Source organism: Hymenobacter sp. R533113 (assembly GCF_056835965.1).
On the sequence record NZ_JAKWBD010000016.1, the window covers coordinates 133,893 to 156,029 of the forward strand.

The following is a 22,137-nucleotide window of genomic DNA, read 5'->3' on the forward strand; positions in this document are numbered from 1 at the left end:
TCGTTGATTTCGGCTGCCTTCCTCCTTTAACCCAGACTCAGTAACTTCATTGCTGGGGGGCTTTTTTGCCCTTCTTACGTAATTTTTTCCCTTTCTATTCTTTGTTGCTATGGAAGCCCCCCGCGAAGAATTTATGCGCGAAGCCATTCGCCTATCAGTTGAAAAAATGCAGGCTGGCTACGGCGGCCCTTTCGGAGCCGTCGTTGTGAGAGACGGCCAGATTATCGCGCGCGGCTTTAATCAGGTCACCAGCACGAACGACCCCACTTGCCACGCCGAGGTAGATGCCATTCGTAAAGCCTGTATAGCGCTGGGTACCTTTCAGTTGCAGGATTGCGACCTGTACACGAGCTGCGAGCCCTGCCCGATGTGTCTGGGGGCCATTTATTGGGCTCGTCCGCGCCGCGTATTCTACGGCAACACCAAGCAGGATGCCGCCGCCATCGGCTTTGATGATCAGTTCATCTATGAGGAGATCGAAAAGCCATTGGAAGAGCGTCAACTACCAATGCGGGAGTTACTCCGCGATGAAGCCCAGGAAGGGTTTAGAGCCTGGACTGAACATGAAGCGCGTACCGAATACTAGACCATAAAAAAGCCCCCCAGAATACATCTGGGGGGCTTTTTTGTAAATCTCAGGTCAGCTTATTTCATACCGCCGCGCATGCCCATCATCTTGGCCATTTGCTGCATTCCGCCTTTGGTGCTGCTCATCTTGTTCATGGTACGCATCACTTTGCGCATGTCTTCGAACTGCTTCATCAGGTTATTAACCTGCTGAATATCAGTACCGCTACCTTTTGCTAACCGCCGCCGCCGGGAGCCGTTCAACAGCTCAGGTTGGGCGCGCTCCTTAGGCGTCATGCTTTTTATAATTGATTCGATGGGCTTAAAGGCATCGTCGTCGATATCCACGTCTTTAATGGCCTTGCTCATGCCCGGAATCATGCCCACCAGGTCTTTCAGGTTACCCATCTTCTTGATTTGCTCCAGCTGCGAGAGGAAGTCGTCGAAGTTGAACTGGTTTTTGCGGATTTTCTGGTTGATGCGCTTGGCTTCATCCTCGTCGAACTGCTGCTGCGCACGCTCTACCAGCGAAATAACGTCGCCCATGCCCAAGATGCGCTGGGCCATGCGGTCGGGATAGAACATGTCCAGCGCCTCCATCTTCTCCCCCGTCGAGATGAACTTGATGGGCTTTTCGACTACCGCACGAATGGAAAGCGCGGCACCACCACGCGAATCGCCGTCGAGCTTAGTGAGCACCACGCCATCGAAATTGAGGCGGTCGTTGAAGGTTTTGGCCGTGTTTACCGCGTCCTGGCCCGTCATGGAGTCAACCACAAACAGGGTTTCGGACGGATTAATGGCTTTTTTTACTTGCTCAATTTCGCGCATCATCTGCTCATCCACGGCCAGGCGGCCTGCGGTGTCGATGATGACTACCTTCTTATTGTTTTTCTTGGCGTAAGCAATGCCATTCTGCGAAATCTCCACCGGATTTTTGTTGTCCGGCTCCGAGTACACCTCCACTCCTACTTGCTCACCCAGCACTTTCAGCTGGTCGATGGCCGCGGGGCGATACACGTCGCAGGCCACGAGCAGTACGGTACGATTTTGCTTTTTAATAAATGTGGCCAGCTTACCGGCGAAGGTCGTTTTGCCCGAACCCTGCAAGCCCGACAGCAGAATCACGGCTGGGTCGCCCTTCAGCACTACGTCCTCCTTTTCGCCCCCCATAAGCAGCGTTAGCTCATCATAGACAATTTTAGTCATGAGCTGGCCCGGCGAAACCGACGTAAGCACGTCGCGACCCATGGCCTCGTCTTTTATCTTGTCGGTGACTTCCTTGGCCACCTTGTAGTTCACGTCGGCATCGACCAACGCCCGGCGAATTTCCTTAATGGTCGCGGCAACGTTGATTTCGGTGATGCTGCCCTGACCTTTCAGGGTTTTGAAGGCCTTATCGAGCTTGGTAGAGAGATTATCGAACATCTTGTGATGTGGTAATTATTAATTGGTTGATTCTTGCAGCTAGGAGGCTTTGGGCAGCACGATGGTTTCGAGGACGGTGAGGCGACGCACGACATCGAGGTAATTAGGCAAGTCCTGTTCGATGCGGTACAGGCGGCGGTCAATGGAGTCCACTTTTTCCGTTAGCTGGCCAGTGTGTTCAATAACGACATCAAGGCGCCGGTTCGTTTCGTCTACGCGCTCCGTGAGCGTATCAACACGCTCTGTGAGCGTATCTACCCGCTCTGTGAGAATATCTACCCGCTCGTTGAGACCATCCACCTTCTCATTCAAACTATCCACCCGCTCGTTCAAGCCGTCCACCCGCTCATTCAGACCATCTACGCGCTCGTTCAGGCCGTCTAACTTCTTATCGACGCGCTCGAAACCACTGGCTACGGCCGCCGCGAAGCTGGTCATAGCGGTAGTAAACTTTTCGTCTATGCGCGCTATATCACCGCGTAGCTCATCAATATTACGCTTGTTTTCTGCCGTTTGCCGGTCGGTGGCACGGATTAGATCGCCCATCAGGGCCAGCAGGTCGGTATTATCAGCCATAATGTAGAAAAGCCCGAATGGCGGGGAATTCCCAAAATTAACCCAAAAAACCCTGAAAGCCCACGGCTGTGTACCTTCGTGTTTTCAAACTTACCCCAAAAATGCCCCCAAGCCCCTGCGTCTGCTTGTCATTACGTATTACTGGCCCCCATCTGGTGGGGCGGGCGTGCAACGGAGCTTGAAATTTGTGAAGCACCTGCCAGCATTTGGCGTGGAGCCCACTGTCATTACAGTAGATGCGGCGCAGGGGGCTTATCCGGTAATTGATGAGTCGCTGGCGGCGGAAGTGCCGGCTGGCGTGCGCGTGTTTCGCACGAATACAAGTGAGCCATTTGATTCGTACAAGAAGCTCACCGGACGCAAGCAAATTCCGCACGGCGGCTTTGCCAACGAAAGCAAAAGCAGTTTGCAGCAGCGGGTTTTCAAGTTTTTGCGCGGCAACTTATTTATTCCTGATCCGCGCCGGGGCTGGAATAAACATGTGCTGCGGCAGTGCGCCGAGCTGTTTGCCCAAGGCCACACCTTCGACGCGGTGCTGACTAGCAGCCCGCCGCATTCCACACAGCTGATTGGGCTGGAGCTAAAAAAGCGCTATGGCCTGCGTTGGATAGCCGACATGCGCGACCCCTGGACGGACATTTATTACTATAAAGAGCTGAATCACACTCCGCCGGCGCGCTGGCTCGATGCCTGGTACGAACGTCAGGTGCTGGAGCAGGCCGATGAAGTGCTAGTCACCAGCCCCGATACCAAGCGACTGTTTCTGGGTAAGTCGCCGCGCCTGACGGCCAGCAAATTTCACGTACTGCCCAATGGTTACGATGAGAGCGACTTCCGGGAACCCAGCGCGCCGCCCACTGATTGTCTGCTTATTACCCACACTGGCACCATTTCCGAGACGTATCATATCGAGCTGTTTTTGGCCGCCTGCGCTACCTGTACCACTCGCCACCCGGATGTGCCGCTCCGGCTGCGCTTCGTGGGCACTGTGTCGGCTGGCGTGCAGGAGCAGATTCGGGAGGTAGGCTTGGGCAAGCACACCGAATTTGTGCCTTTCGTGCCCCACGATGAGTCGGTGAGCTACTTGCTACGGTCTACGGCGCTGCTTATGGCCATCCCGGACGTAGCGCATAACTTCGGCATTCTGCCGGGCAAAGTATTTGAGTATCTGGCTTCTAATAAGCCCATCATCTGCATTGGCCCCGTCGGCTCCGATGCTGATAATCTGCTGGAGGAGTGCGGGGCCGGCCGCGCCCTTCCCTACGATACCTACAGCGGTATGCTTGACCATTTGGATAGCTTATTTGCCGCTTGGCGAATCAATTCCAATCTCGATTTGCCGGCTATTAATCATGCGCAGTATTCGCGGCGGGCGCTTACGCAAAAGCTCGCCCGGCTCATAAAGTAGGCGCTTCGTTCAACGAAGCGCCTACTTTATGAGCTTTTCCCAGGCATTGCGCAGCTTACTTGGCAAGCGACTAGCTGCTTGCGCCCGCAAATCAGCCCAAGCGGAGCGGGGTAGCTGGCGGCCGTGCCAGACGCCGAGAGTTTCAGCCAAGCGTTGGGCGAGCGTGCGATAATGTGCGCGCTGGTAATGGCGCAGATTATTAGTGACATCTGCCGGTGTGCGAACAAAATCGCGCACGTCGATGATAAAGCAATTGTCAGCGGTGGCGACGAACTCAGCTAAGGCCTGGTTCATCTGGGCGTGGCGCTGGGATGCGCCAGTTTCTGCGGAGCCAGGAACCTCGATTTCAGCTCCATTCAGGAAGAAAATGGGAATATGGGCCGGTAGCTGGGTGCGTAGCCAGCGCAGATTAGCTTTAAAATTAGCTGGCGAAATTTGCCCCCCAAACGCAAAATCGGCCTTAAACTGACGCAGAAACGTCTCATTCATTTCCCGAAAACGACGGTGGGCGTATTTGGCAGCCAACTCAGCCGCATCGGTGGCAACAATGTTCTGGTAGCCACCAAATGGAATCGTTATGCCCGTTGCCTTTTCGCGGTAAAGCTCCTGCGTATAGTCCATCAGCGGACTGTACACCAGAGCGTCATAACCAGCCGTCCAGAGGCTGGTAACAAATGCTTCTTCGCCCAGAAAAGGCAGCTTGTGGGCCAGGCGCTGCTGCTCGCTGGGGGACAATTCGCGGGCTAAGCGCAGCATGGACGAATGCTCCACATGCACCGGAATCTGGTGCTCGTTCACATAGTTGAACTCTTCTTTTACCTCAATGGCAAAGGCTTGCAAGAAAGGCGTCAGCTGCCCTAAATCACAGCCTCCTTTCAGCAACACGCGAAGCTTGGAAGAACTCTTTTCTGGAAATTGCCCCCCAACAGAAGAATCCTCGCCGTCAGCCGCCGTAGAGGTAGCAGCTGACGGCGAAGCACTTGCGTCTTCTACTAAATCCAGCGTAATCCAAGCTGGCTTATCATTGACATTCAACTTAGTAGCCACTTCACCTTGCACTTCCAACGTTGGAAAACCCAGCCAGGCATACGTAAATTGCTCGACGCCCAAGTGGAGGATGCGGCAGGAAAAAACCATTTGTTCAAGCCGATTTTCGCGCTCATTCAGGCAGTACACGCCCACCAGGCCGTAGTCGCCAAACCGGTCGCGCACCCGCACGGTGCCCCAGCGAAGCGAAGCGTCGGAGAAGCTGACTTCCAATTCGTCTTTCGCAACCCGCTTCTTGGTGAAATTGAGCTGGTTGGAGCGGTTAATCAACTCTTCAATCCGGCCAAGGTCAGGCTGCACGTCGGCTACTCGCTCGCGAAACTCGATGCGTACCTGCGAATCGTGCAGAAAGGCCAGATTATCCCGGTAAGCAGCGCGGGCCTGCTGCTGGCGTTCGAGCAATTTGTACTGCTCCAAGCGAGTCAGGCCAGGGTCGGGCTTGCCGCTGAGCAGCAGCTGGGGGGCAAATTGGGGTAAGTCGGCCGGATCGGCTACCTGAAGCTGTGGGTTATAATACTGCGCTTCCGCTCGATTAATCGGATTGTCGTCCAGAAATAAAGCATTGGGGGCCCGCAGCTGCATTTGTGCCAGCAACTCCTTTATGATGGGTCCTTTGGGTTGCCAGCTTATTTGAGGAAAAACAAACATCTCCCGAATGCCCAACTCCACCAGCTTGGCTTCGGCGGCAGCAAGATCGTTTTTGGAAACAATGGTGTGCACCATACCACGGGCCGCCGTGGCACGCACCAGCTCCAGGTTTTCGGCAATAGCCTCCACGGCTCCTTCTGAGAGCGTGCCACGCCAAAAAGTATCATCCAAATCCCAGATAATGAGCTTGATATGATTCGGCGAACTGGTACTTAGTGTAGTAGATAAGGCGGTCATGCTGAGCCTGTCGAAGCATCTCTACCGAGTAGTAATCAATTAGCATGGCAACGAAGCGGTAGAGATGCTTCGACAGGCTCAGCATGACAACTGCGAAAAAAGCTGTCGTACGGCAAAAGTACGCAACCCCGGCGCGGATTGCCTACTTTTGCCCCCCAGCGTCTTTTTTCGGATGGCTGGCCTCTCTTTGTCTTTCTATGGCACTTGATTTAAACAACAAATCCATCCTGGTTACCGGTGGTACTGGCTCTTTCGGCAAGCAGTTCGTGCGCACGGTGTTCGAGAAATTTCCGCGGGTAAAGCGCCTCGTAATCTACTCGCGCGATGAACTGAAGCAGTACGAAATGTCGCAGATATTTCCGCACGCAAAATACCCGGCCATTCGCTATTTCATTGGCGATGTGCGCGATGGAGAGCGGCTGAAGCGGGCCTGCGAAGGCATTGATGTAATCGTGCATGCCGCTGCGCTAAAGCAAGTGCCGGCGGCCGAGTACAACCCAATGGAGTGCATCAAAACCAACATCTTCGGGGCTGAAAACGTCATTAATGCCGCCCTCGACTGCGGCGTAAAGGAAGTAGTAGCCCTGAGCACCGACAAAGCCGCGGCACCCATCAACCTCTACGGTGCTACCAAGCTTTGTTCGGATAAGCTGTTTGTAGCGGCTAATAATATGAAGGGCAAGCGCGATTTGCGCTTTTCCGTGGTTCGCTACGGTAATGTAATTGGGTCCAGGGGCTCGGTAGTACCGTTTTTCCTGCAACAGCGAGAGAGCGGCGTGCTGCCCATCACTCATCCCGACATGACCCGCTTCAACATTTCTCTGGAAGGAGGAGTCGATCTGGTGCTTTATGCCCTGGAGCACGCCTGGGGAGGCGAAATATTTGTGCCCAAAATTCCGAGCTATAAAATTACGGAGGTAGCCGAAGCCATCGGCCCCAATTGCCGGCACGAGGTAGTCGGTATCCGCCCTGGGGAGAAGCTACACGAGGCCATGATAACCGAAACCGACGCTCTGAGCACGGTGGAATTAGATCGGTACTACGTCATTCTACCGTACACGCCGCAGTGGAACGTGGACGAATTTATTCGTCACTTTAAAGGCAGCCGCGTGGCCGACGGCTTCTACTACGACTCAGCCAACAACGACCATTGGTTGAACGCGGAGCAGATTCGGGAAGAAATTCGGCTGCACGTTGATCCGTCTTTTACCGCTTAGCAGACCCAATAATTACATATATAAAAAATGCCACTCTGCACCAAGAGTGGCGTTTTTTGTTTATAGCTGAAGGTTGACTAAACCTTAAAAGCCTGTGCAAATATGGCCGCCTCACGAAGCACCCGACCTGTGTATATTTACCAGACCATGACCAACACCTCCGTTACCTTCCAACCAACGCGCCCGATTCCTTATGGCCGCCAGCATATCACGGAAGAAGATATCCAAGCCGTAACCGATACGCTCCAGTCCGATTTTCTGACGCAGGGACCGAAGGTGGCGGAGTTTGAAGAGAAGTTTGCGACCTACATCGGGGCTAATTACGCCGTGGCGGTTAGCAATGGCACGGCGGCTTTGCATTTGTGTACGCTGGCGTTGGGCGTGCAGCCCGGTCAGCGCGTTATTACTACGCCCATTACATTTGCCGCCTCCGCCAACTGCGTGCTGTACTGCGGCGGTGAAGTCCATTTTGCCGATATCGACCCCGCTACCGCGCTCATCGACTTGCAGCAAGTGCGACGCTTGCTGGAAAGTCATCCCAGAGGGCATTTTCACGGCCTTATTCCCGTCGATTTCGCGGGTTTGCCCGTGAATATGCAGGAAGCACGGGCACTGGCTGATGAGTTTGGGCTGTGGCTGATTGAAGATGCCTGCCACGCGCCGGGGGGCTTTTTTGTTGATTTGGAGGGTAACGAGCAGCGCTGCGGCAATGGGCAATTTGCCGATCTGGCCATTTTCAGCTTTCACCCCGTCAAGCACATTGCCACGGGCGAAGGCGGCATGATTACAACCAACCGCCCGGACCTCTACGAAAAGCTGCTGATGCTGCGCACCCATGGCATCACCAAAAACTCCGCGCAGCTTCAGCAAAATCCCGGCGGCTGGTACTATGAGATGCAAACTCTGGGCTACAATTACCGCATGCCCGATATGCTCACGGCGCTGGGTATCAGTCAGCTCCAACGTGCCAATGTAGGTCTTGCCCGGCGCCGGGCGCTTGCCGCGCGCTATGATGCAGCCTTTGCCAAAATGCCCCCCATACGCCTGCTGGCCACTGCTTCAGGTCATGCGTATCATCTTTATGTAATTCAGCTTGAGGATCGTAAAGGCCTGTATGACTTCCTGCGCGAGCGGCAGATTTTTGCCCAGGTGCACTACATTCCGGTACATACCATGCCTTATTATCAGGAGCTGGGCTGGAAAAATGGCGCATTCCCGCAGGCGGAAGCGTATTATGCCCACTGCCTGAGCCTACCTATGTTTCCAGATCTGACGGATGAGGAGCAGCAGTATGTGATTGAGTGTGTGCGGGAGTTTACTAATAGCTAATGCCAGACTCATTTGTTCAGCGAATAGCGCTTGGTACTGCACAATTCGGCCTAGCCTATGGCATTAACAATAGAAATGGCAAGCCTAACCCTTTCGTTGTAACCCAAATTCTGACCGAAGCAGCGAATGCTGGAATTACCATGCTCGATACGGCGGCGGCTTATGGTGACAGCGAAACCCGTATAGGTGAAGTATTAACTGAACGTCCTTGGAAATTTGATCTCATTACCAAAGTAGCTGCGGCTCCGCCCGCTGCTGTTGCTCAGCAGTTAGCTGACTCTTTAGCCCGACTGCGCCAGCAGAATATCTACGGGGTGTTATTTCATGATTTTGGGGCTTTACAAAAGCAACCGGATGCTTACAAAGCGTTAATTGAGGCTCGTGTCGCCAGACAAGTACAGTGTATTGGAGTATCGCTTTACCACCCTTGGCAGGCTGAGTGGCTACTAGACAAAGGATGGCCGCTTGACATAGTGCAGATTCCTTTTAATGTGTTAGACCAACGCTTCGGCCCCCTATTGCCTGAGTTAGCTCGGCGAGGTAGTCAGGTTCATGTGCGTTCCGCTTTTTTGCAGGGTTTGCTATTGCGGGAGCCAACTGAACTACCACCATTTTTTGCCCCCCTGAAGCTAAAACTTGAATTAATACGTCATATAGCGACCACGGCGCAGGTACCGTTGTCAGCAGCTTTACTATTGTTTGCAGCCTACGCGCCGGGGGTAGCGCGGGCAGTTATTGGTGTGGATTCAAGCGATAACTTGCGCGAAAATCTCGCGGCGGCCCAGTATGTTCACGCAATAGATACGCTACAGGCCGCTTTCGGGCCTCTGGCTGAGCACGCCGACACTTACATTTTACCTTACACATGGCCGCCCCGTTAACTCCTAAAACATCACTGTTTTCTCTTGATGGTCAGGTAATTCTCATAACCGGAGGCTACGGTCACCTGGGCCGTGCCATCGTGATGGGCCTCGTAGATCAGGGGGCAAAAGTAGTAGTACTTGGACGTGATGAAAGGGCATTCAATTTGGCCTTTGCTGAGCTTACGGCTACCTCTAATGTCCATTTTATACCGTGTGACGTGGCTTCAACCAATTCGGTTGAGGCCGCTTTTGCGGCCAGCCGTACTGCTTTTGGGCTACCTGCTGTACTTATTAACAACGCATTCTACATTCGGGGCAATCAACCCGAAAACTTAACGGATGAAGAATTCGCTTTCGGTTTGGATGGCTCATTAGGCAGTGCTTATCGCTGTATCAGAGCCATTATTCCCCAATTGCGTGAGCGAAAAGGTGGTAAGATCATTAATGTGGCTTCCATGTATGGTGTGGTGGCTCCAGACTTTGGGGTGTATGATACTACGCCCCAATTCACTAATCCACCTCATTATGGAGCGGCCAAAGCGGGAGTTATCCAGCTCACGCGGTATTTCGCGTCGTATCTAGGCAAGGAGAATATTCAGGTAAACTGCGTTACGCCGGGTGCTTTCCCGAGTCAGCCGGTACAGGTTCACGCCGAGTTCATAAGCGAGTTAACACAACGTATTCCGTTGGGTCGAATAGGGCAACCCGAGGATTTGCAGGGAGCTTTTGTGTTTCTCAGTTCACAAGCTTCCAATTTTGTGACCGGACACAACTTAATAGTAGACGGCGGATGGACGATACGCTGAATTTACCCCCAGACTCCGCGTAGGAGCTATAATTCAGGCCCGTATGGGCTCAACCCGTCTGCCGGGCAAAGCGCTTTTACCCTTACCGCTTTACGCATCTGAAACAACCGTTTTACACCATGTTATCAGTCGTGCGCGCCAAGCATCGACGGTCCATCAGGTTGTCGTTGCTACTTCCACTCAACCTGAGGATAACTCAATAGCTCAGCTAGCGACCAAATTGAACACCACTCTATTTCGGGGAGATGAGCAAGATGTGCTAAGTCGGTTTTATCAAGTTGCCGAATTACATCAACTAGATATAATAGTCCGCCTAACTGGCGACAATCCGGCCATTGATCCTATCTATATTGATTTAGCTGTAGAACACCACCTCTCGCAGCAAGCAGATTATACCCTGACAACCGGCTTGCCTTTAGGGACTAACCTAGAAATTATAGGCAAATCAGCTTTAGGTATTGCCCGTGAACAAGCTAAGCGGCCCGAAGAGCGCGAACATGTGACGCCTTATCTACGACGTAATCCCGGGGGGCAATTTCACCTTCAAACACTACCATTCGCTTTACCTGACTTGGTGCAAACCCTGCGTTTGACTCTCGATTACCCTAGTGATTATGCTTTGTTGCATCTGCTTTTTTCGCAATTACCTGACGCATTTAGTTTAATTCAAGTACAGGATTTACTAGTCCAATACCCGTGGCTGGCGCAAATCAATCACGAAAACGAGCAGATAAAACCATGACCACGGGCCTCCCCCGCCAGCCCCGCCTCGTGCTTCGTGCCGATGGAAATCCGCGCATCGGGCTGGGCCATGTGATGCGCCTCTTGGCTGTGGCGGATATCCTGCGTGACCAGTTTGAGTGTGTATTCGTTATTCAGGAGCCTACTGCCACGCTCCTGAGTCAGCTGAGGGCGTCCTGTTCGGAGGTGATAGAAATGCTCTCCCAGCCTGCGGCCGGCGAGCCGGCCTGGCTGGCGCAACACGTGTTGCGCCCAAGCGATATTCTCGTACTCGACGGCTACGGCTTCGAATTCAGTTATCAGGAAGCGGTGCGCCCTTACGTGGCCAAGTTGGTTTGTCTCGATGATTTGCACGCTTTTCCCTTTGCTGCCGACTTGGTCCTGAATCCGGCGGGGGGCATTTTCGAGGCTGATTACGACCTGCGGCAACTCGGTGCGCGGCTGCTGAGCGGGCCGGCCTACGCGCCGCTGCGAGCCGCTTTTCGCCCCAACTTCGCTTCCCGTGCCGTTGCGTCGCCTTCATCAGTACTGGTTTGCCTCGGCGGCGCCGACCCTACCCATCAGACCCAGCGCGTAGCTGCCGCCCTGCTCACGCTACCAATCGGCCAGCAAGTGCACATAGTAGTGGGCAGTGCTTATGCGAGTTGGGAGTCGTTGAGGCAGTGGGCCGAAGACGAGGCTAAAGTTACGCTGCATCGGAATTTGCCCCCCAGCGACTTGGCTGAGCTTATGCAACGCTGCGGGGTGGCGGTGTGCTCGCCCAGCACCATCAGCTACGAGTATTGCGCGGTGGGTGGCGGATTGCTTTTCCTGTTGCCTACGGCTGCCAATCAGCATGATCTACACGAGTTTTTGCGGTCGTCAGGCATGGCTTTACCTTATCCCAGTGCCACCAATGTGTTGACTTCACCGGAGGTACTGCGTATTGCGGAGCAATTGCGAACGGCTCAGCGTCACTATTTTGACGGCCACGCTCCAGCGCGGCTACGGCAAGCTTTCAAGGTGTTAAACCTGCCAGATGCACCTTTCAGAATACGCTTGGTAACTACCTCCGACTCTGCTCAGCTGCTGGCCTGGACGAACGAGCCAACTGTTCGGCAAGCTTCCTTCAACCCGCAGCCCGTACCCGCCGAGTTTCATGAGCGGTGGCTAAACGCTCGCCTCACCGATCCCTATGCTCACTTGCTTATGGCCGAAGAGGAGGCTACCGGCGCACCCATTGGGCTTATTCGTTTTAGTATCGCACAGAATGAGGCCACGCTGAGCTACCTACTCGACCCTGAATATCGGGGGCGTGGCTGGGCGGCTTTGCTACTAGTGTTGGGTACATCGCATGTGGCCCTAGCATTCCCTCAGCTACGCCGGATAGTCGGGCATGTGCAGCGCCGTAATCAGGCTTCTTTACGTGCATTCGAGCGGGCCGGCTATCATATGCTGCCAACTCCTTTATCGGGCGAGCCCGATTCGGCTACTTTTGCGTGGCTTCTTTAGATCGTAGTTTTAAAATCTATTAAGCCGTCACGCTTGAGCTGGTATTCGCAGCCCAACACCTGATATGATAACTGAGTAGCAGCGCCTAATTTCTTTGAACCATGCATATCGGCTCCCGCCATATCGGCCCCGACCAACCCCCCTTCATCATTGCTGAGCTAAGTGGCAACCATAACCAGTCGCTGGAGCGTGCGTTTGCCATCATCGATGCTGTGGCTGCCGCAGGTGCCCACGCCATTAAGCTGCAAACCTATACCGCCGACACCATGACGCTGCCCGGTGCCTACCGCATCAACGATCCTGATTCGTTGTGGTTTGGCCGGGAGCTACACGAGCTGTACCAGGAAGCCTACACGCCCTGGGATTGGCATCAGCCTTTATTTGAGCGCGCCAAATCGCTCGGAATGCTGGCCTTTAGCTCGCCCTTTGATGAAACAGCCGTCGATTTTCTGGAAACGCTCGATGTACCCGCCTACAAGATTGCCTCCTTCGAAAATACCGATTGGCCCCTTCTGCGGCGCGTAGCCGCTACCGGTAAGCCCGTGATTATGAGCACCGGCGCCAGCACCTTAGCCGAAGTGGCCGAAGCGGTGGAAGTATTGCGCGAGGCTGGTTGCCAGGAGTTGATTCTCTTAAAATGCACCAGCACCTACCCCGCCACCCCCCAAAACACCAATCTGCGCACCATCCCACATCAGCCCAGCTTTTTCCTGATTGCCCCGTGGGTCTCTCCGATCATACCATGGGCGTGGGCGCTGCCGTGGCCGCCGTAGCGCTGGGTGCCTGCGTCATCGAAAAACACGTCACCCTCCGCCGCGCCGATGGCGGGGTAGATTCCGCCTTTTCCCTGGAGCCTGAGGAGGTTGCCGCTTTAGTCACCGAAACGGCGCGTGCCTGGCAGGCATTAGGGCATATTCAATACGGAGTGCAGCGGGCTGAGGAAAAAAGCCGCCTGTACAAACGCTCCCTCTACGTGGCCCAGGATATTCGGGCAGGTGACGTGTTTACCAAGGAAAACCTGCGCGTAGTGCGCCCCGGCGACGGTCTGCCGCCCCGCTACTTTGCGCCCCTGCTAGGTAAGCCTGCCCGCCAGGATTTGCGCGCGGGCACGCCACTCACTTGGGAAGCTCTGTAATCCCATCATGCCCTATTTGGCCCAGCTCGTCGCTCGCACCCGCGACATTCTGCAACTGCGCTTCACCGACTTATTCGCTCAGCTTCCGCCTCAGATGCTGGGGGGCATTTCGCCGCACAATCCGCTAAAGCGACTTGCTAAAATACTGGGGTATAGCCTTGTACGGTTGATAGGCAACTGCTTCCGGCCCATACATAATCCGGAGCAGCTGCGGGGAGCAATTTGGCTGTATGTCGTAAGCCAGAACAACTACGAGGCGCTGGAATTTATCCGGACAGGACTAACAGACAGCGTATTCGTAGCTGGCCAAAGCAAACAAATCGGACGCTATAATGGGAGCATAAACCGACTTTCGCTCCGCCGCAAACTGCTTTACTATTGGCAGTTTCCGCTGGTGCTGACCGGGCTGTGGCGCACAGAAGGAGGGCGAGCTGTGCGCTTTTTCGACTTAATTTTCAACGCCATCGGCTACTACGAAGTGTACGTGCGGGCACTGCGCCATTACAAGCCCAAAGCCATCATTTTCGCCAATGACCACAACGATGACGCCCGCGCCCTGCTGCTCGCTGCCCGCGCCTGTGGAGTACCTACTGCCTACGTGCAGCACGCCAGCGTAAGCCCTTACTTCCCACCGCTGAGCTTCGATTTAAGCCTTCTGGAAGGTCAGGATGCGCTGGATAAGTACCAACAATGCGGACTCATCCGAGGCCGGGTAGAGTTGGTGGGAATGCCAAAAGCCGACGCCTATCTCAGCCAGCGCAATACCGCCACTGCCGTACGGCGCGTGGGTATTGCCGTCAATTTGCTGGATGACACGGATGCTATCCGAACCGCTGTGGCTTATTTAATTCGGGAGTTTCCTACCCTCACGTTTACCTTCCGCCCCCACCCTGGCGACACCCGCGACTTCCGTTTTTTACAGGAGCATCCGCAGCTGCTGTTTTCAAACGCGCGCCAGCAGAATGTATTTGAGTTTTTGCAGCAACAAGACGCCCTAATAGCCGCCGACACCTCCACGCACTTGGAGGCTACGCTGCTTAATCTGGCGAGCCTATATTATCGCTTCGGCACTCACACCGTTGCCGATGATTATTATGGCTACGTGGCTCATGGCTTGGTGGAAAGAGCCGCTACTCTACCTGAATTAGCTGCGCTGCTACGGCGCTATATGCAGCACAAACCTGCCAATCTTTACCAGCGGGCAGCTTATTATAATTCAACCTTAAATACAGAGCATGAAGGCCAAAGTAAGAATATCGCACTGATAAAATTGGCTAATTGGTTATCCTAGCTGTATTTTTAAGATTCTTTTACACATAAGCTTATATGGGAAGCACTCTACTCAGATTACAATTTTTGCTTGGTATAACCTTTTGCATTTTATCTCAATCAATCAGTATCTCTTCAGCCCAAAGCCTACCTGGTTCAGGCAACAAGCTCGCCTTCAATGGCTTTAGCACCTATATTAATTGTGGCACCAGTAACCGTGGCATTACCCAACGCGTCACGGTAGAGGCCTGGATTCGCACCAGTAGCAGTGGCTATCAATGGATTGCCGGCAAATACTCAAACTCCTTAGTGGAGGAGAAAGGCTTTCACTTATACACGAATAATGGCTTAGCCTTCTTTAATGGACGGACCAGTGTGGGCTTGTATATGTCATCGGGGGCGTCGCGCACGCGTGTAGACGATGGGCGCTGGCACCATCTGGCCGGCGTGTGTAATCTGAATACGTGGCAGGTGTATGTGGATGGCGTGCTGGAAAACAGTGCGGCCTATTCGTTTGCTACAGCAGACCTGACCACCACCTCAGCCCTGGCTATTGGTGAATATATCGTGCAGTCGGAAAACCTGTTTCTCGGCGACATCGATGAAGTCCGGGTGTGGCGCACGGCCCTGACGCAGGAGCAGATCCGCGCTAATATGTGCCGTAAGATTGCGCCCGTGCCCGCCGAATTAGTGGCCTATTATACCTTCGATCAGGCATCTGGATTAACAGCCATTGACAAAGGCAGCGTACCGATTAACGGCACGCTCAGCAATTTTAGTAATAGCAGCCCTTGGCAACTATCGGGTGCTGCCATTGGGGATGCCAGCACTTATGCTTATGGTACTGACCTCCGTACCACGCGCTTACGATTGGCCGCAACCAACGGTGATTCGGCTATTGTCAACAATATCACTACCCAAACCGACGGCGTCCAGCTGTATGCAGTTAATCAGGAGCCTTCGGTAAAGCCTGCTGCGGGTACTAGCGCAGCGGTGTATTTTGGGGTATTTAGCCGAGGTAGTACCGGCGCTTATGACTTTCGGCTGCGTCCCGGTGGGGGCCTGAGTTGCTCCGGGCTTTATACCCGCGCTGCGAATGATGGCACCTGGGCAACGATGGCCCCAGCTTCCACCGCTACCTCAGTGCTTGCTACTCAGCAACGCTACCGCGCCGAATACATTCAGGCAGGTGCGGCCCTCAGCGCACCCGTGGTTGCTATCAGTGGCGACTCTGTTTTGTGCGTGAATGGCAACACGCAGCTTACGGCTGCCGCGGCCGGGGCACAATCTTATCGGTGGAGTAATGGTGCCACTACGCCCATGATTAGCGTAGCCCAACCGGGTACTTATACAGTAACGGCGACTTTCGCAGCGCTGCACTACTACGCGCACCCGCAGGGTCACAATGAGCGCATCTGCCCCGGTATCCGCTTTTATACTGGGTCCAGATACTACCGTGTGCGAGGGCACGCCTTTGCTGTTGCGGGCACCAGTCGGCAATGCGTACACCTACTTGTGGTCCGATGGCTCGACGGGCAGCACGCTCCTGGCCCGGCAAGGCGGCACCTACTCCGTAACGGTGCGCAGCGGCTGCAACACGCAGACTGCCAGTCGTACGCTGACTGCTAACCTGTGCGTGCCCAACATCATCACACCAAATAAAGACGGTCGCAATGATGCGTTTGTGGTAGCTTCCTACAACGTAGGTGAATGGTCATTGGCGATTTACAATCGTTTGGGCAAAGAAGTTTACCAAACGGAGCGCTACCTCAACAACTGGGGCGCCAGCGCCGCACCGGGCGTTTATTACTATATGCTGCGCCGTGGCACGACCAACAGTGCCATCAAAGGGTGGCTGGAAGTAGTTCGCTAGGAAAATAGGCTAACCAATAGGCATCGACCCGAACTACGTATTTTCGTGCTGATGCCCGCCTCCTCTTCCGCACATTTGCCCCTCATAGCCAGCCATCTCGTTTCGCAAGAAGTGCGCCTGGCTTACGTGCTGCGCCACTTCCGGCAGGCGTACGCGGCGGTGCCGGAACTGACTATTGGCTATGCGGATATGCAGCCACAGCTTGAAATAGCTGACCAGGCAGATGGCTTTTTCCAACGTCAGCACCCTTATCCACCGGCTCCGAACTGGCGTGAGTGGCAGGGCCTGCGTATTCCCTTCTTTTTTGATAATGATGCGCAGAGTACGCTGCTGGAACTTCTGCCCGGCCGTCGTGCTATCATTCATGCCGATCTGATTTCGGCGGCCTTCTTTCTGCTCAGCGGCTGGCAGGAGTATTTCTCCGGGGAGCGCGACCCGCACGGGCGGTTTCCCTACGCCGCCAGCGTGCAGCGCCAATACGGCTTTGTGGCGGTGCCGCTGGTGAATTACTACTTCGACGTATTGCGCGCAGCGGCAGAGCACATCACTGGCCAAAAGCTGCATCCACGCGCCTGGGGGGCAAATCTGGTGTCGTTCGCGACCTTTATCACCCATGACATCGACAATTGCCAGAGTTCCTGGAAAGGCGAGGGCAAAACAGCGCTTCGTAAAGGTCAATTCGGGTTATTTGGGCGCTTGCTCGGGCGGCGGCTGCGAGGCCGCGACGCCTGGGATAACTTGGAAGATGTGCTGGCCGAAACCAGGCGTTGGGGGGCAAAATCCACGTTTTTCTTTCTGGGAAATCCGCGCCGCGCCGCCAACGGCACCCCAAACGCCGACTACGACCTGACTACATCGTCCTTCCAGAACCGCATTCAACGCTTAGCCCAGAATGGCGCTGAAATAGCCACGCATGGCAGCCTCGGCACCGCCCAAAATGCCCCCCGGCTTCGGCAGGAGAAAGAAAAGTTGCCAGCAGCTATTTGGGGCAACCGCTTCCACTACTTGAGCTGGGAGCCGCGCCAGACACCAACTGTAATAGCTGAAGCCGGTTTTGCCTATGATTCTACGCTAGGCTTTGCGGAGCATTTCGGCTTTCGAAATTCTTACTGCCTGCCTTTTGCTCCTTTCAACTTTGAGTTGGGCAAAGCGTTTGACTTCCTGGAAATCCCGCTCAATGTAATGGACGCCACCTTGCATCACCCGCAGTATCTGCAGCTTGCCCCACACGAAATTTTGCCCGCCCTCACGCCTATGTTTAAGGAGATTGAAAAATTTGGCGGCGTGTGCACAGTGCTGTGGCACAACGAGAATTTTGCCCCCCAGAATCAAACGAATGGCCCCCGCCAGTTCCGTGAACTCCTGCACTACCTTCGCGGCCGCAACACGGCTTTTGTCAATGGGGCCGATATTTTGAACTGGGCTGGTCCTACGACTCCAAAGTCGTAGTGCCACGCGCTCACTAACATCAGTAAACCAACCAACTAAGTAACTCTTGGGCATCGTTCAGCGGCAGGGACTGCGCAACACCATTATTGCCTATATCGGGCTGGGCCTCGGCTTCGTAAATACCGTATTGGTGCTCCCCAACCTGCTGGCTGCCGACCAGATCGGGCTGACGCGGGTGCTGGTGTCGGTAGCTACCATTTATGCTCAGCTCGCGGCCTTTGGCTTTGCCAGCACCGGCATCCGTTTTTTTCCTTATTTCCGCAACAAAGCCACTGGTCATCAAGGATTTCTGCCAATGCTGCTGGGAGTCCCGTTGCTCGGTTTTGCCGTCGTCACCATTATATATGTACTGGCTCGTCCCTTCCTGTTGGGCGCGTACGAGCGTGATGCGGCGCTGCTTAATCCCTACTACTTCTGGGGGGCAATTCTGGCGCTGTTCACCCTGTTTTATTCTTTGCAGGATGCCTATCTGAAGGCTTTGTACCAAACGTCATTTTCGTCGTTTGTGCAGGATATTCTGCTGCGCGTGTTCACGGTGGTAGCGGCCCTATTGTTCTCGTTGGGGTATCTGACTTTCCATCAGTTCGTGCTGGCCTTTATTGGTAGCTATGGCTTTGCTACGCTGCTATTGGCGTTCTATGTAATGTATTTAGGCGAGTGGCATCTGCGGCCCTCAAGGGCGGCGCTGGGGGTGGTGCCGGTGCGGGAAGTGCTCAGCTTCAGCGGGTTTGTTATTCTGTCCAGCTTATCAGGTACTATCATCAACTCCATCGATTCGCTCATGGTGGGCTCCAGCATTAGTCTGGCGGCCACGGGCATTTACACCACGGCGTTTTTCATCAGCACCGCGCTTACCATTCCGGCTCGCTCCCTCAACAAGATTGCGTTTCCGCTGCTGGCCGAATATTGGAAAGCTCAGGATATGCCACGCATGGCCGACTTTTACTGCCGTACCACGCGCCTCAACACCGTGGTGGGGTGCTGGCTGGCGCTAGGCATTGGCTTAAATCTCGATTTCATCTATTCCCTGATGCGGCCCGAATTTGCGGCTGGCACCACATCCGTCCTGCTGCTGCTGCTGGGCCGTCTTTTCGATAGCATAACGGGCGTAAACGGCCTTATTCTGGTCACCTCGCCCCGCTACCGCTTCGATCTGGTGTTCAACGTGTCGCTGGCGGTGGCTACGGTGCTGCTCAATCTGCTCCTTATTCCGCTTTACGGCCTCACGGGCGCAGCGCTGGCCACGCTTCTGGCCATGACCAGCATCAACGTGGCCCGCACTTGGTTTGTGTGGCACGCCTACGGTTTGCAGCCCTTCGATTTCCGGACTCCGCTGGTGCTGGGAATAGCGGGCGTGGCGGGCGTGGCCGCCTGGCTGTTACCGTCGGTGCACTCCGTATTCGTTACAATGCTGCTGCGCTCGGTGGTGCTTACAGGTGTGTATGGGGGGCTTTTATTGCTGACTCGGGCCGTACCTGAAGTCAGTAACCTGTGGCAGCAGGTGCGCGGGCGGCTACGCTTCTAGGGCGGCAGATTGGTCGATTGACTCTGCTTCCGGAGCTACACTCAGACGAGTGGCGCGCCATATAAGCCAGGTTCCGCCAGCGAAAAAGATGGTTGCTATTATCATCGCTACAATTAATGTGGAAGTGTCCGGCAGTAGAGCAATTGTGTCCTCAACATTTTGCCACTTAGAGTTTTGCATCGCTTTCCAAGCCACCACATTATTCAAGAAATGCACTACTATGCACACCGCCAACGATTTGGTGCGGTAGTACAGCCAGCCCAGGAAGAGCCCCAATAAAAACGCTGACACGACTTGCGCCGGATTCAGGTGCATCACCCCGAAGACCAAGCTTGATTGGAATATAGCCTTGCGAGGACCGTAGTTCTTGAGTAATCCTGGCAGCAGCAAGCCCCGAAAAAGCAGCTCTTCCAGAATGGGAGCCGAGACGCAGATAACAAAAAACGATAGGCCCGGAAACTCACTGAGCTTTCGCATAGTATCCCTCGTCCAATCAGGCAGATGCAGGAACACAACCAACATGCGCAATGCCATTTGTGCGAATACCAGCAGCGGCAGCAGCAGGTACACCAACGGTATTTCGCGGGCAGCTAGCAGGCGCAACCGGTGGCGGCGAACCGCCGGAATCTTCCAGAGCAGAAAGACAATTATGAGAGCCTTGGCTAAATCACTGGCCACTACCGTCACAATGATGGATTGGGCGTGCGTAACGTAGCGAAAAAAGGGATAGACAACACGCCTAACCCCAGTGCTAGAAGCATAAACCAGCCTAGTGCGCCCCAGCTTTCACTAATGGTCGGGTAGGCAGGAGGTTAAATCTCAGAGTTCTGTATCTTAGGTTCGGGCAGGGCTTCAATCATTGGATAGCTATAAAGAGAATAGATGTTTTAAAGCTACCTAAAACAGCTTTATAGCCATGCTTCACTTTTTGGAATAGCGCTATAAGGTTGGAGTTCACTTTTGGATGAGTTGGTTTTGCATCCGTAAAAAAGCCCCCGTACTAGTTGTAGCGGGGGGCTTTTTTTAGGAGAACTTTATTCGCTAAGCTTTATTGTTAGCTTGCTCCTGCGCGAGTCGGAGCTTGCTGTGCTTCTTGCCATACAAGTAGTAAATCACCAGTCCGGCGGCCAGCCACACAATCAGGCGCAGCCAGGTATCCAAGGGCAGCGAAAACATCATTAGCAAGCAAGTCAGGATGCCGAGGATTGGTACGAGTGGCACCCACGGCGTGCGGAAAGCGCGGGGCGCGTCGGGCTGCTGCTTGCGCATGATAAGTACGCCGAGGCACACCATCACAAAGGCCAGCAACGTGCCGATACTGGTCATTTCGCCTACTACCTGAATGGGCACCAAGCCCGCGAAGGCACTGATCAAGGCTGCCAGCAAGATGTTGGACTTGAAAGGCGTTTGAAAACGGGGATGAATCTCGGAGAAGATTGCAGGTAATAGGCCATCGCGCGACATAGAGAAAAACACCCGCGACTGCCCCAGCAAATCCACCAGAATAACGGAGGTATACCCAATTAGAATGGCCACAATAATGGCTTGGCTAAGCCAGGCATATGGTGTTTTCTCGATGGCAATGGCCACGGGCGCGGCGCTGTTTTTAAACTCGGTGTAGTTGGCTAAGCCCGTCATGACGTGGCCGAACAGCACGAACAAAACCGTGCACACCAACAAGGAGCCGATAATGCCAATGGGCATATCGCGTTGGGGATTTTTGGCTTCCTGCGCCATCGTCGCCACAATATCAAAACCAATAAAGACAAAGAATATTACGCCGGCCCCACGCAGGATTCCGCTTAGTCCGAACTCGCCAAATGTGCCCGTATTGGCTGGGATATAGGGTTGATAGTTAGCCGGATCGATGTACTGCCAGCCCAGGGCAATAAACACGAGCACCACCGACACCTTCAGAGCCACAATGGTGGCATTGACCCAAGCCGACCCCTGCGTACCCCGGATCACGATGGCCGTAATGGCCACCACGATCAAAATAGCAGGCAAGTTCACGATACCTTGCACCACGGAGCCATCGGCCAAAGTAGCCGTTTCGAAGGGTGACATGACGAGCTGCGCGGGAATATGCAAGTCGTATTTTGCCAAAAACCGCGTCAGATACTGTGACCAGCTAATGGCCACGGCGGCAGCCCCCACGGAGTATTCGAGCACCAGATCCCAGCCGATAATCCAGGCAAACAGCTCGCCCAAAGTAGCATAGGAATAGGTGTAGGCCGAGCCGGCCACGGGCACCATGGAGGCAAACTCGGCGTAGCACAACGCCGAGAACGCGCAGCCGACAGCTGCTACCAAAAACGAGAGCGTAACGGCCGGCCCGGTATGGTTGGCGGCCGCAATGCCGGTGAGTGAAAACAGCCCCGCCCCGATGATTACGCCTACCCCAATGGCGACCAGGTTGAAGGCACTCAGACTGCGCTTGAGGGTGTGAGAGCCGGTTTCGGCCGCTTCCTGGCGCAGCAATTCCAGTGATTTTTTGAGCATAAAAGGTAGCACGAAGCCGCGCCTCG

The 22,137-nt window shown here is 54.4% G+C and carries 18 protein-coding genes and 1 pseudogene; 14 read left to right on the plus strand and 5 right to left on the minus strand.

Translation table 11 applies throughout. From position 1 onward, the window contains the following. The first annotated feature begins 109 nt into the window (after nucleotides 1–109). Nucleotides 110–586 (plus strand): nucleoside deaminase, encoded by a 477-nt coding sequence (locus tag MKZ35_RS22380; protein ID WP_482515432.1) that lies wholly within the window; start codon nucleotides 110–112, stop codon nucleotides 584–586. Nucleotides 587–645: 59 nt separating this feature from the next. Here MKZ35_RS22380 and ffh read toward each other — a convergent pair whose 3' ends face one another. After that, nucleotides 646–1,995: a signal recognition particle protein gene (gene ffh / locus MKZ35_RS22385; protein ID WP_482515433.1), complete on the minus strand. Its 1,350-nt coding sequence runs from the start codon at nucleotides 1,993–1,995 to the stop codon at nucleotides 646–648. A gap of 39 nt (nucleotides 1,996–2,034) precedes the next feature. After that, nucleotides 2,035–2,571, minus strand: a complete 537-nt coding sequence (locus tag MKZ35_RS22390; protein ID WP_482515434.1) for a coiled-coil domain-containing protein — start codon at nucleotides 2,569–2,571, stop codon at nucleotides 2,035–2,037. 166 nt (nucleotides 2,572–2,737) lie between these two features. On the opposite strand from MKZ35_RS22390, the gene MKZ35_RS22395 reads away from it, so the two are divergent. Next, nucleotides 2,738–3,979, plus strand: coding sequence for a glycosyltransferase family 4 protein (locus tag MKZ35_RS22395; protein ID WP_482515435.1), 1,242 nt, complete (start codon nucleotides 2,738–2,740; stop codon nucleotides 3,977–3,979). 21 nt (nucleotides 3,980–4,000) lie between these two features. On the opposite strand, the gene MKZ35_RS22400 is transcribed toward MKZ35_RS22395, so the two are convergent. Then, entirely contained in the window at nucleotides 4,001–5,911 is a 1,911-nt protein-coding gene (locus MKZ35_RS22400) for a hypothetical protein (protein ID WP_482515436.1), read from the minus strand. 197 nt (nucleotides 5,912–6,108) lie between these two features. On the opposite strand from MKZ35_RS22400, the gene pseB reads away from it, so the two are divergent. From pseB to MKZ35_RS22460, 12 genes and pseudogenes are all read left to right on the plus strand, one after another. Continuing rightward, nucleotides 6,109–7,128, plus strand: a complete 1,020-nt coding sequence (pseB, locus tag MKZ35_RS22405) for a UDP-N-acetylglucosamine 4,6-dehydratase (inverting) (RefSeq protein ID WP_482515437.1) — start codon at nucleotides 6,109–6,111, stop codon at nucleotides 7,126–7,128. 147 nt (nucleotides 7,129–7,275) lie between these two features. Next, nucleotides 7,276–8,457, plus strand: a complete 1,182-nt coding sequence (gene pseC, locus MKZ35_RS22410) for a UDP-4-amino-4,6-dideoxy-N-acetyl-beta-L-altrosamine transaminase (RefSeq protein WP_482515622.1) — start codon at nucleotides 7,276–7,278, stop codon at nucleotides 8,455–8,457. Further along, on the plus strand, nucleotides 8,457–9,338 hold the full coding sequence (locus MKZ35_RS22415) for an aldo/keto reductase (protein WP_482515438.1): 882 nt from the start codon (nucleotides 8,457–8,459) through the stop codon (nucleotides 9,336–9,338). The genes pseC and MKZ35_RS22415 overlap by 1 nt, the downstream gene beginning before the upstream one ends. Continuing rightward, a complete protein-coding gene (locus MKZ35_RS22420; protein ID WP_482515439.1) occupies nucleotides 9,323–10,126 on the plus strand; it encodes an SDR family oxidoreductase in 804 nt (267 codons plus the stop codon). Before MKZ35_RS22415 ends, MKZ35_RS22420 begins: the two co-directional genes overlap by 16 nt. A gap of 31 nt (nucleotides 10,127–10,157) precedes the next feature. Beyond that, a complete protein-coding gene (locus tag MKZ35_RS22425) occupies nucleotides 10,158–10,868 on the plus strand; it encodes a cytidylyltransferase domain-containing protein (RefSeq protein WP_482515623.1) in 711 nt (236 codons plus the stop codon). Further along, the gene (gene pseG, locus MKZ35_RS22430; protein WP_482515440.1) at nucleotides 10,865–12,358 is read left to right on the plus strand and encodes a UDP-2,4-diacetamido-2,4,6-trideoxy-beta-L-altropyranose hydrolase; all 1,494 of its coding nucleotides are present in this window, start codon (nucleotides 10,865–10,867) and stop codon (nucleotides 12,356–12,358) included. The genes MKZ35_RS22425 and pseG overlap by 4 nt, the downstream gene beginning before the upstream one ends. Nucleotides 12,359–12,459: 101 nt before the next feature. After that, a pseudogene (pseI, locus tag MKZ35_RS22435) lies at nucleotides 12,460–13,493 on the plus strand (pseudaminic acid synthase). A 7-nt stretch (nucleotides 13,494–13,500) separates the two neighbouring features. Continuing rightward, nucleotides 13,501–14,784 (plus strand): hypothetical protein, encoded by a 1,284-nt coding sequence (locus MKZ35_RS22440; RefSeq protein ID WP_482515441.1) that lies wholly within the window; start codon nucleotides 13,501–13,503, stop codon nucleotides 14,782–14,784. Between the two features lie 65 nt (nucleotides 14,785–14,849). Beyond that, a complete protein-coding gene (locus tag MKZ35_RS22445; protein WP_482515442.1) occupies nucleotides 14,850–16,391 on the plus strand; it encodes a LamG domain-containing protein in 1,542 nt (513 codons plus the stop codon). Between the two features lie 7 nt (nucleotides 16,392–16,398). Beyond that, nucleotides 16,399–16,635, plus strand: a complete 237-nt coding sequence (locus MKZ35_RS22450) for a T9SS type B sorting domain-containing protein (RefSeq protein ID WP_482515443.1) — start codon at nucleotides 16,399–16,401, stop codon at nucleotides 16,633–16,635. 51 nt (nucleotides 16,636–16,686) lie between these two features. After that, nucleotides 16,687–18,084, plus strand: coding sequence for a DUF7033 domain-containing protein (locus MKZ35_RS22455; protein WP_482515444.1), 1,398 nt, complete (start codon nucleotides 16,687–16,689; stop codon nucleotides 18,082–18,084). Nucleotides 18,085–18,130: 46 nt separating this feature from the next. Continuing rightward, nucleotides 18,131–19,609, plus strand: coding sequence for a lipopolysaccharide biosynthesis protein (locus MKZ35_RS22460; RefSeq protein ID WP_482515445.1), 1,479 nt, complete (start codon nucleotides 18,131–18,133; stop codon nucleotides 19,607–19,609). On the opposite strand, the gene MKZ35_RS22465 is transcribed toward MKZ35_RS22460, so the two are convergent. Beyond that, on the minus strand, nucleotides 19,598–20,296 hold the full coding sequence (locus tag MKZ35_RS22465) for a CPBP family intramembrane glutamic endopeptidase (RefSeq protein ID WP_482515446.1): 699 nt from the start codon (nucleotides 20,294–20,296) through the stop codon (nucleotides 19,598–19,600). The genes MKZ35_RS22460 and MKZ35_RS22465 overlap by 12 nt on opposite strands. 354 nt (nucleotides 20,297–20,650) lie before the next feature. Continuing rightward, nucleotides 20,651–22,111: an amino acid permease gene (locus MKZ35_RS22470; protein WP_482515447.1), complete on the minus strand. Its 1,461-nt coding sequence runs from the start codon at nucleotides 22,109–22,111 to the stop codon at nucleotides 20,651–20,653. Between the last annotated feature and the right edge of the window lie 26 nt (nucleotides 22,112–22,137).

Excerpts from the sequence above, each read along its gene's own strand:
- MKZ35_RS22380 (WP_482515432.1), top strand. The coding sequence starts at position 110 with ATGGAAGCCCCCCGCGAAGAATTTATGCGCGAAGCCATTCGCCTATCA.
- ffh (WP_482515433.1), bottom strand. The coding sequence starts at position 1,995 with ATGTTCGATAATCTCTCTACCAAGCTCGATAAGGCCTTCAAAACCCTG.
- MKZ35_RS22390 (WP_482515434.1), bottom strand. The coding sequence starts at position 2,571 with ATGGCTGATAATACCGACCTGCTGGCCCTGATGGGCGATCTAATCCGT.
- MKZ35_RS22400 (WP_482515436.1), bottom strand. The coding sequence starts at position 5,911 with ATGACCGCCTTATCTACTACACTAAGTACCAGTTCGCCGAATCATATC.
- pseB (WP_482515437.1), top strand. The coding sequence starts at position 6,109 with ATGGCACTTGATTTAAACAACAAATCCATCCTGGTTACCGGTGGTACT.
- pseC (WP_482515622.1), top strand. The coding sequence starts at position 7,276 with ATGACCAACACCTCCGTTACCTTCCAACCAACGCGCCCGATTCCTTAT.
- MKZ35_RS22415 (WP_482515438.1), top strand. The coding sequence starts at position 8,457 with ATGCCAGACTCATTTGTTCAGCGAATAGCGCTTGGTACTGCACAATTC.
- MKZ35_RS22420 (WP_482515439.1), top strand. The coding sequence starts at position 9,323 with ATGGCCGCCCCGTTAACTCCTAAAACATCACTGTTTTCTCTTGATGGT.
- pseG (WP_482515440.1), top strand. The coding sequence starts at position 10,865 with ATGACCACGGGCCTCCCCCGCCAGCCCCGCCTCGTGCTTCGTGCCGAT.
- MKZ35_RS22440 (WP_482515441.1), top strand. The coding sequence starts at position 13,501 with ATGCCCTATTTGGCCCAGCTCGTCGCTCGCACCCGCGACATTCTGCAA.
- MKZ35_RS22455 (WP_482515444.1), top strand. The coding sequence starts at position 16,687 with ATGCCCGCCTCCTCTTCCGCACATTTGCCCCTCATAGCCAGCCATCTC.
- MKZ35_RS22470 (WP_482515447.1), bottom strand. The coding sequence starts at position 22,111 with ATGCTCAAAAAATCACTGGAATTGCTGCGCCAGGAAGCGGCCGAAACC.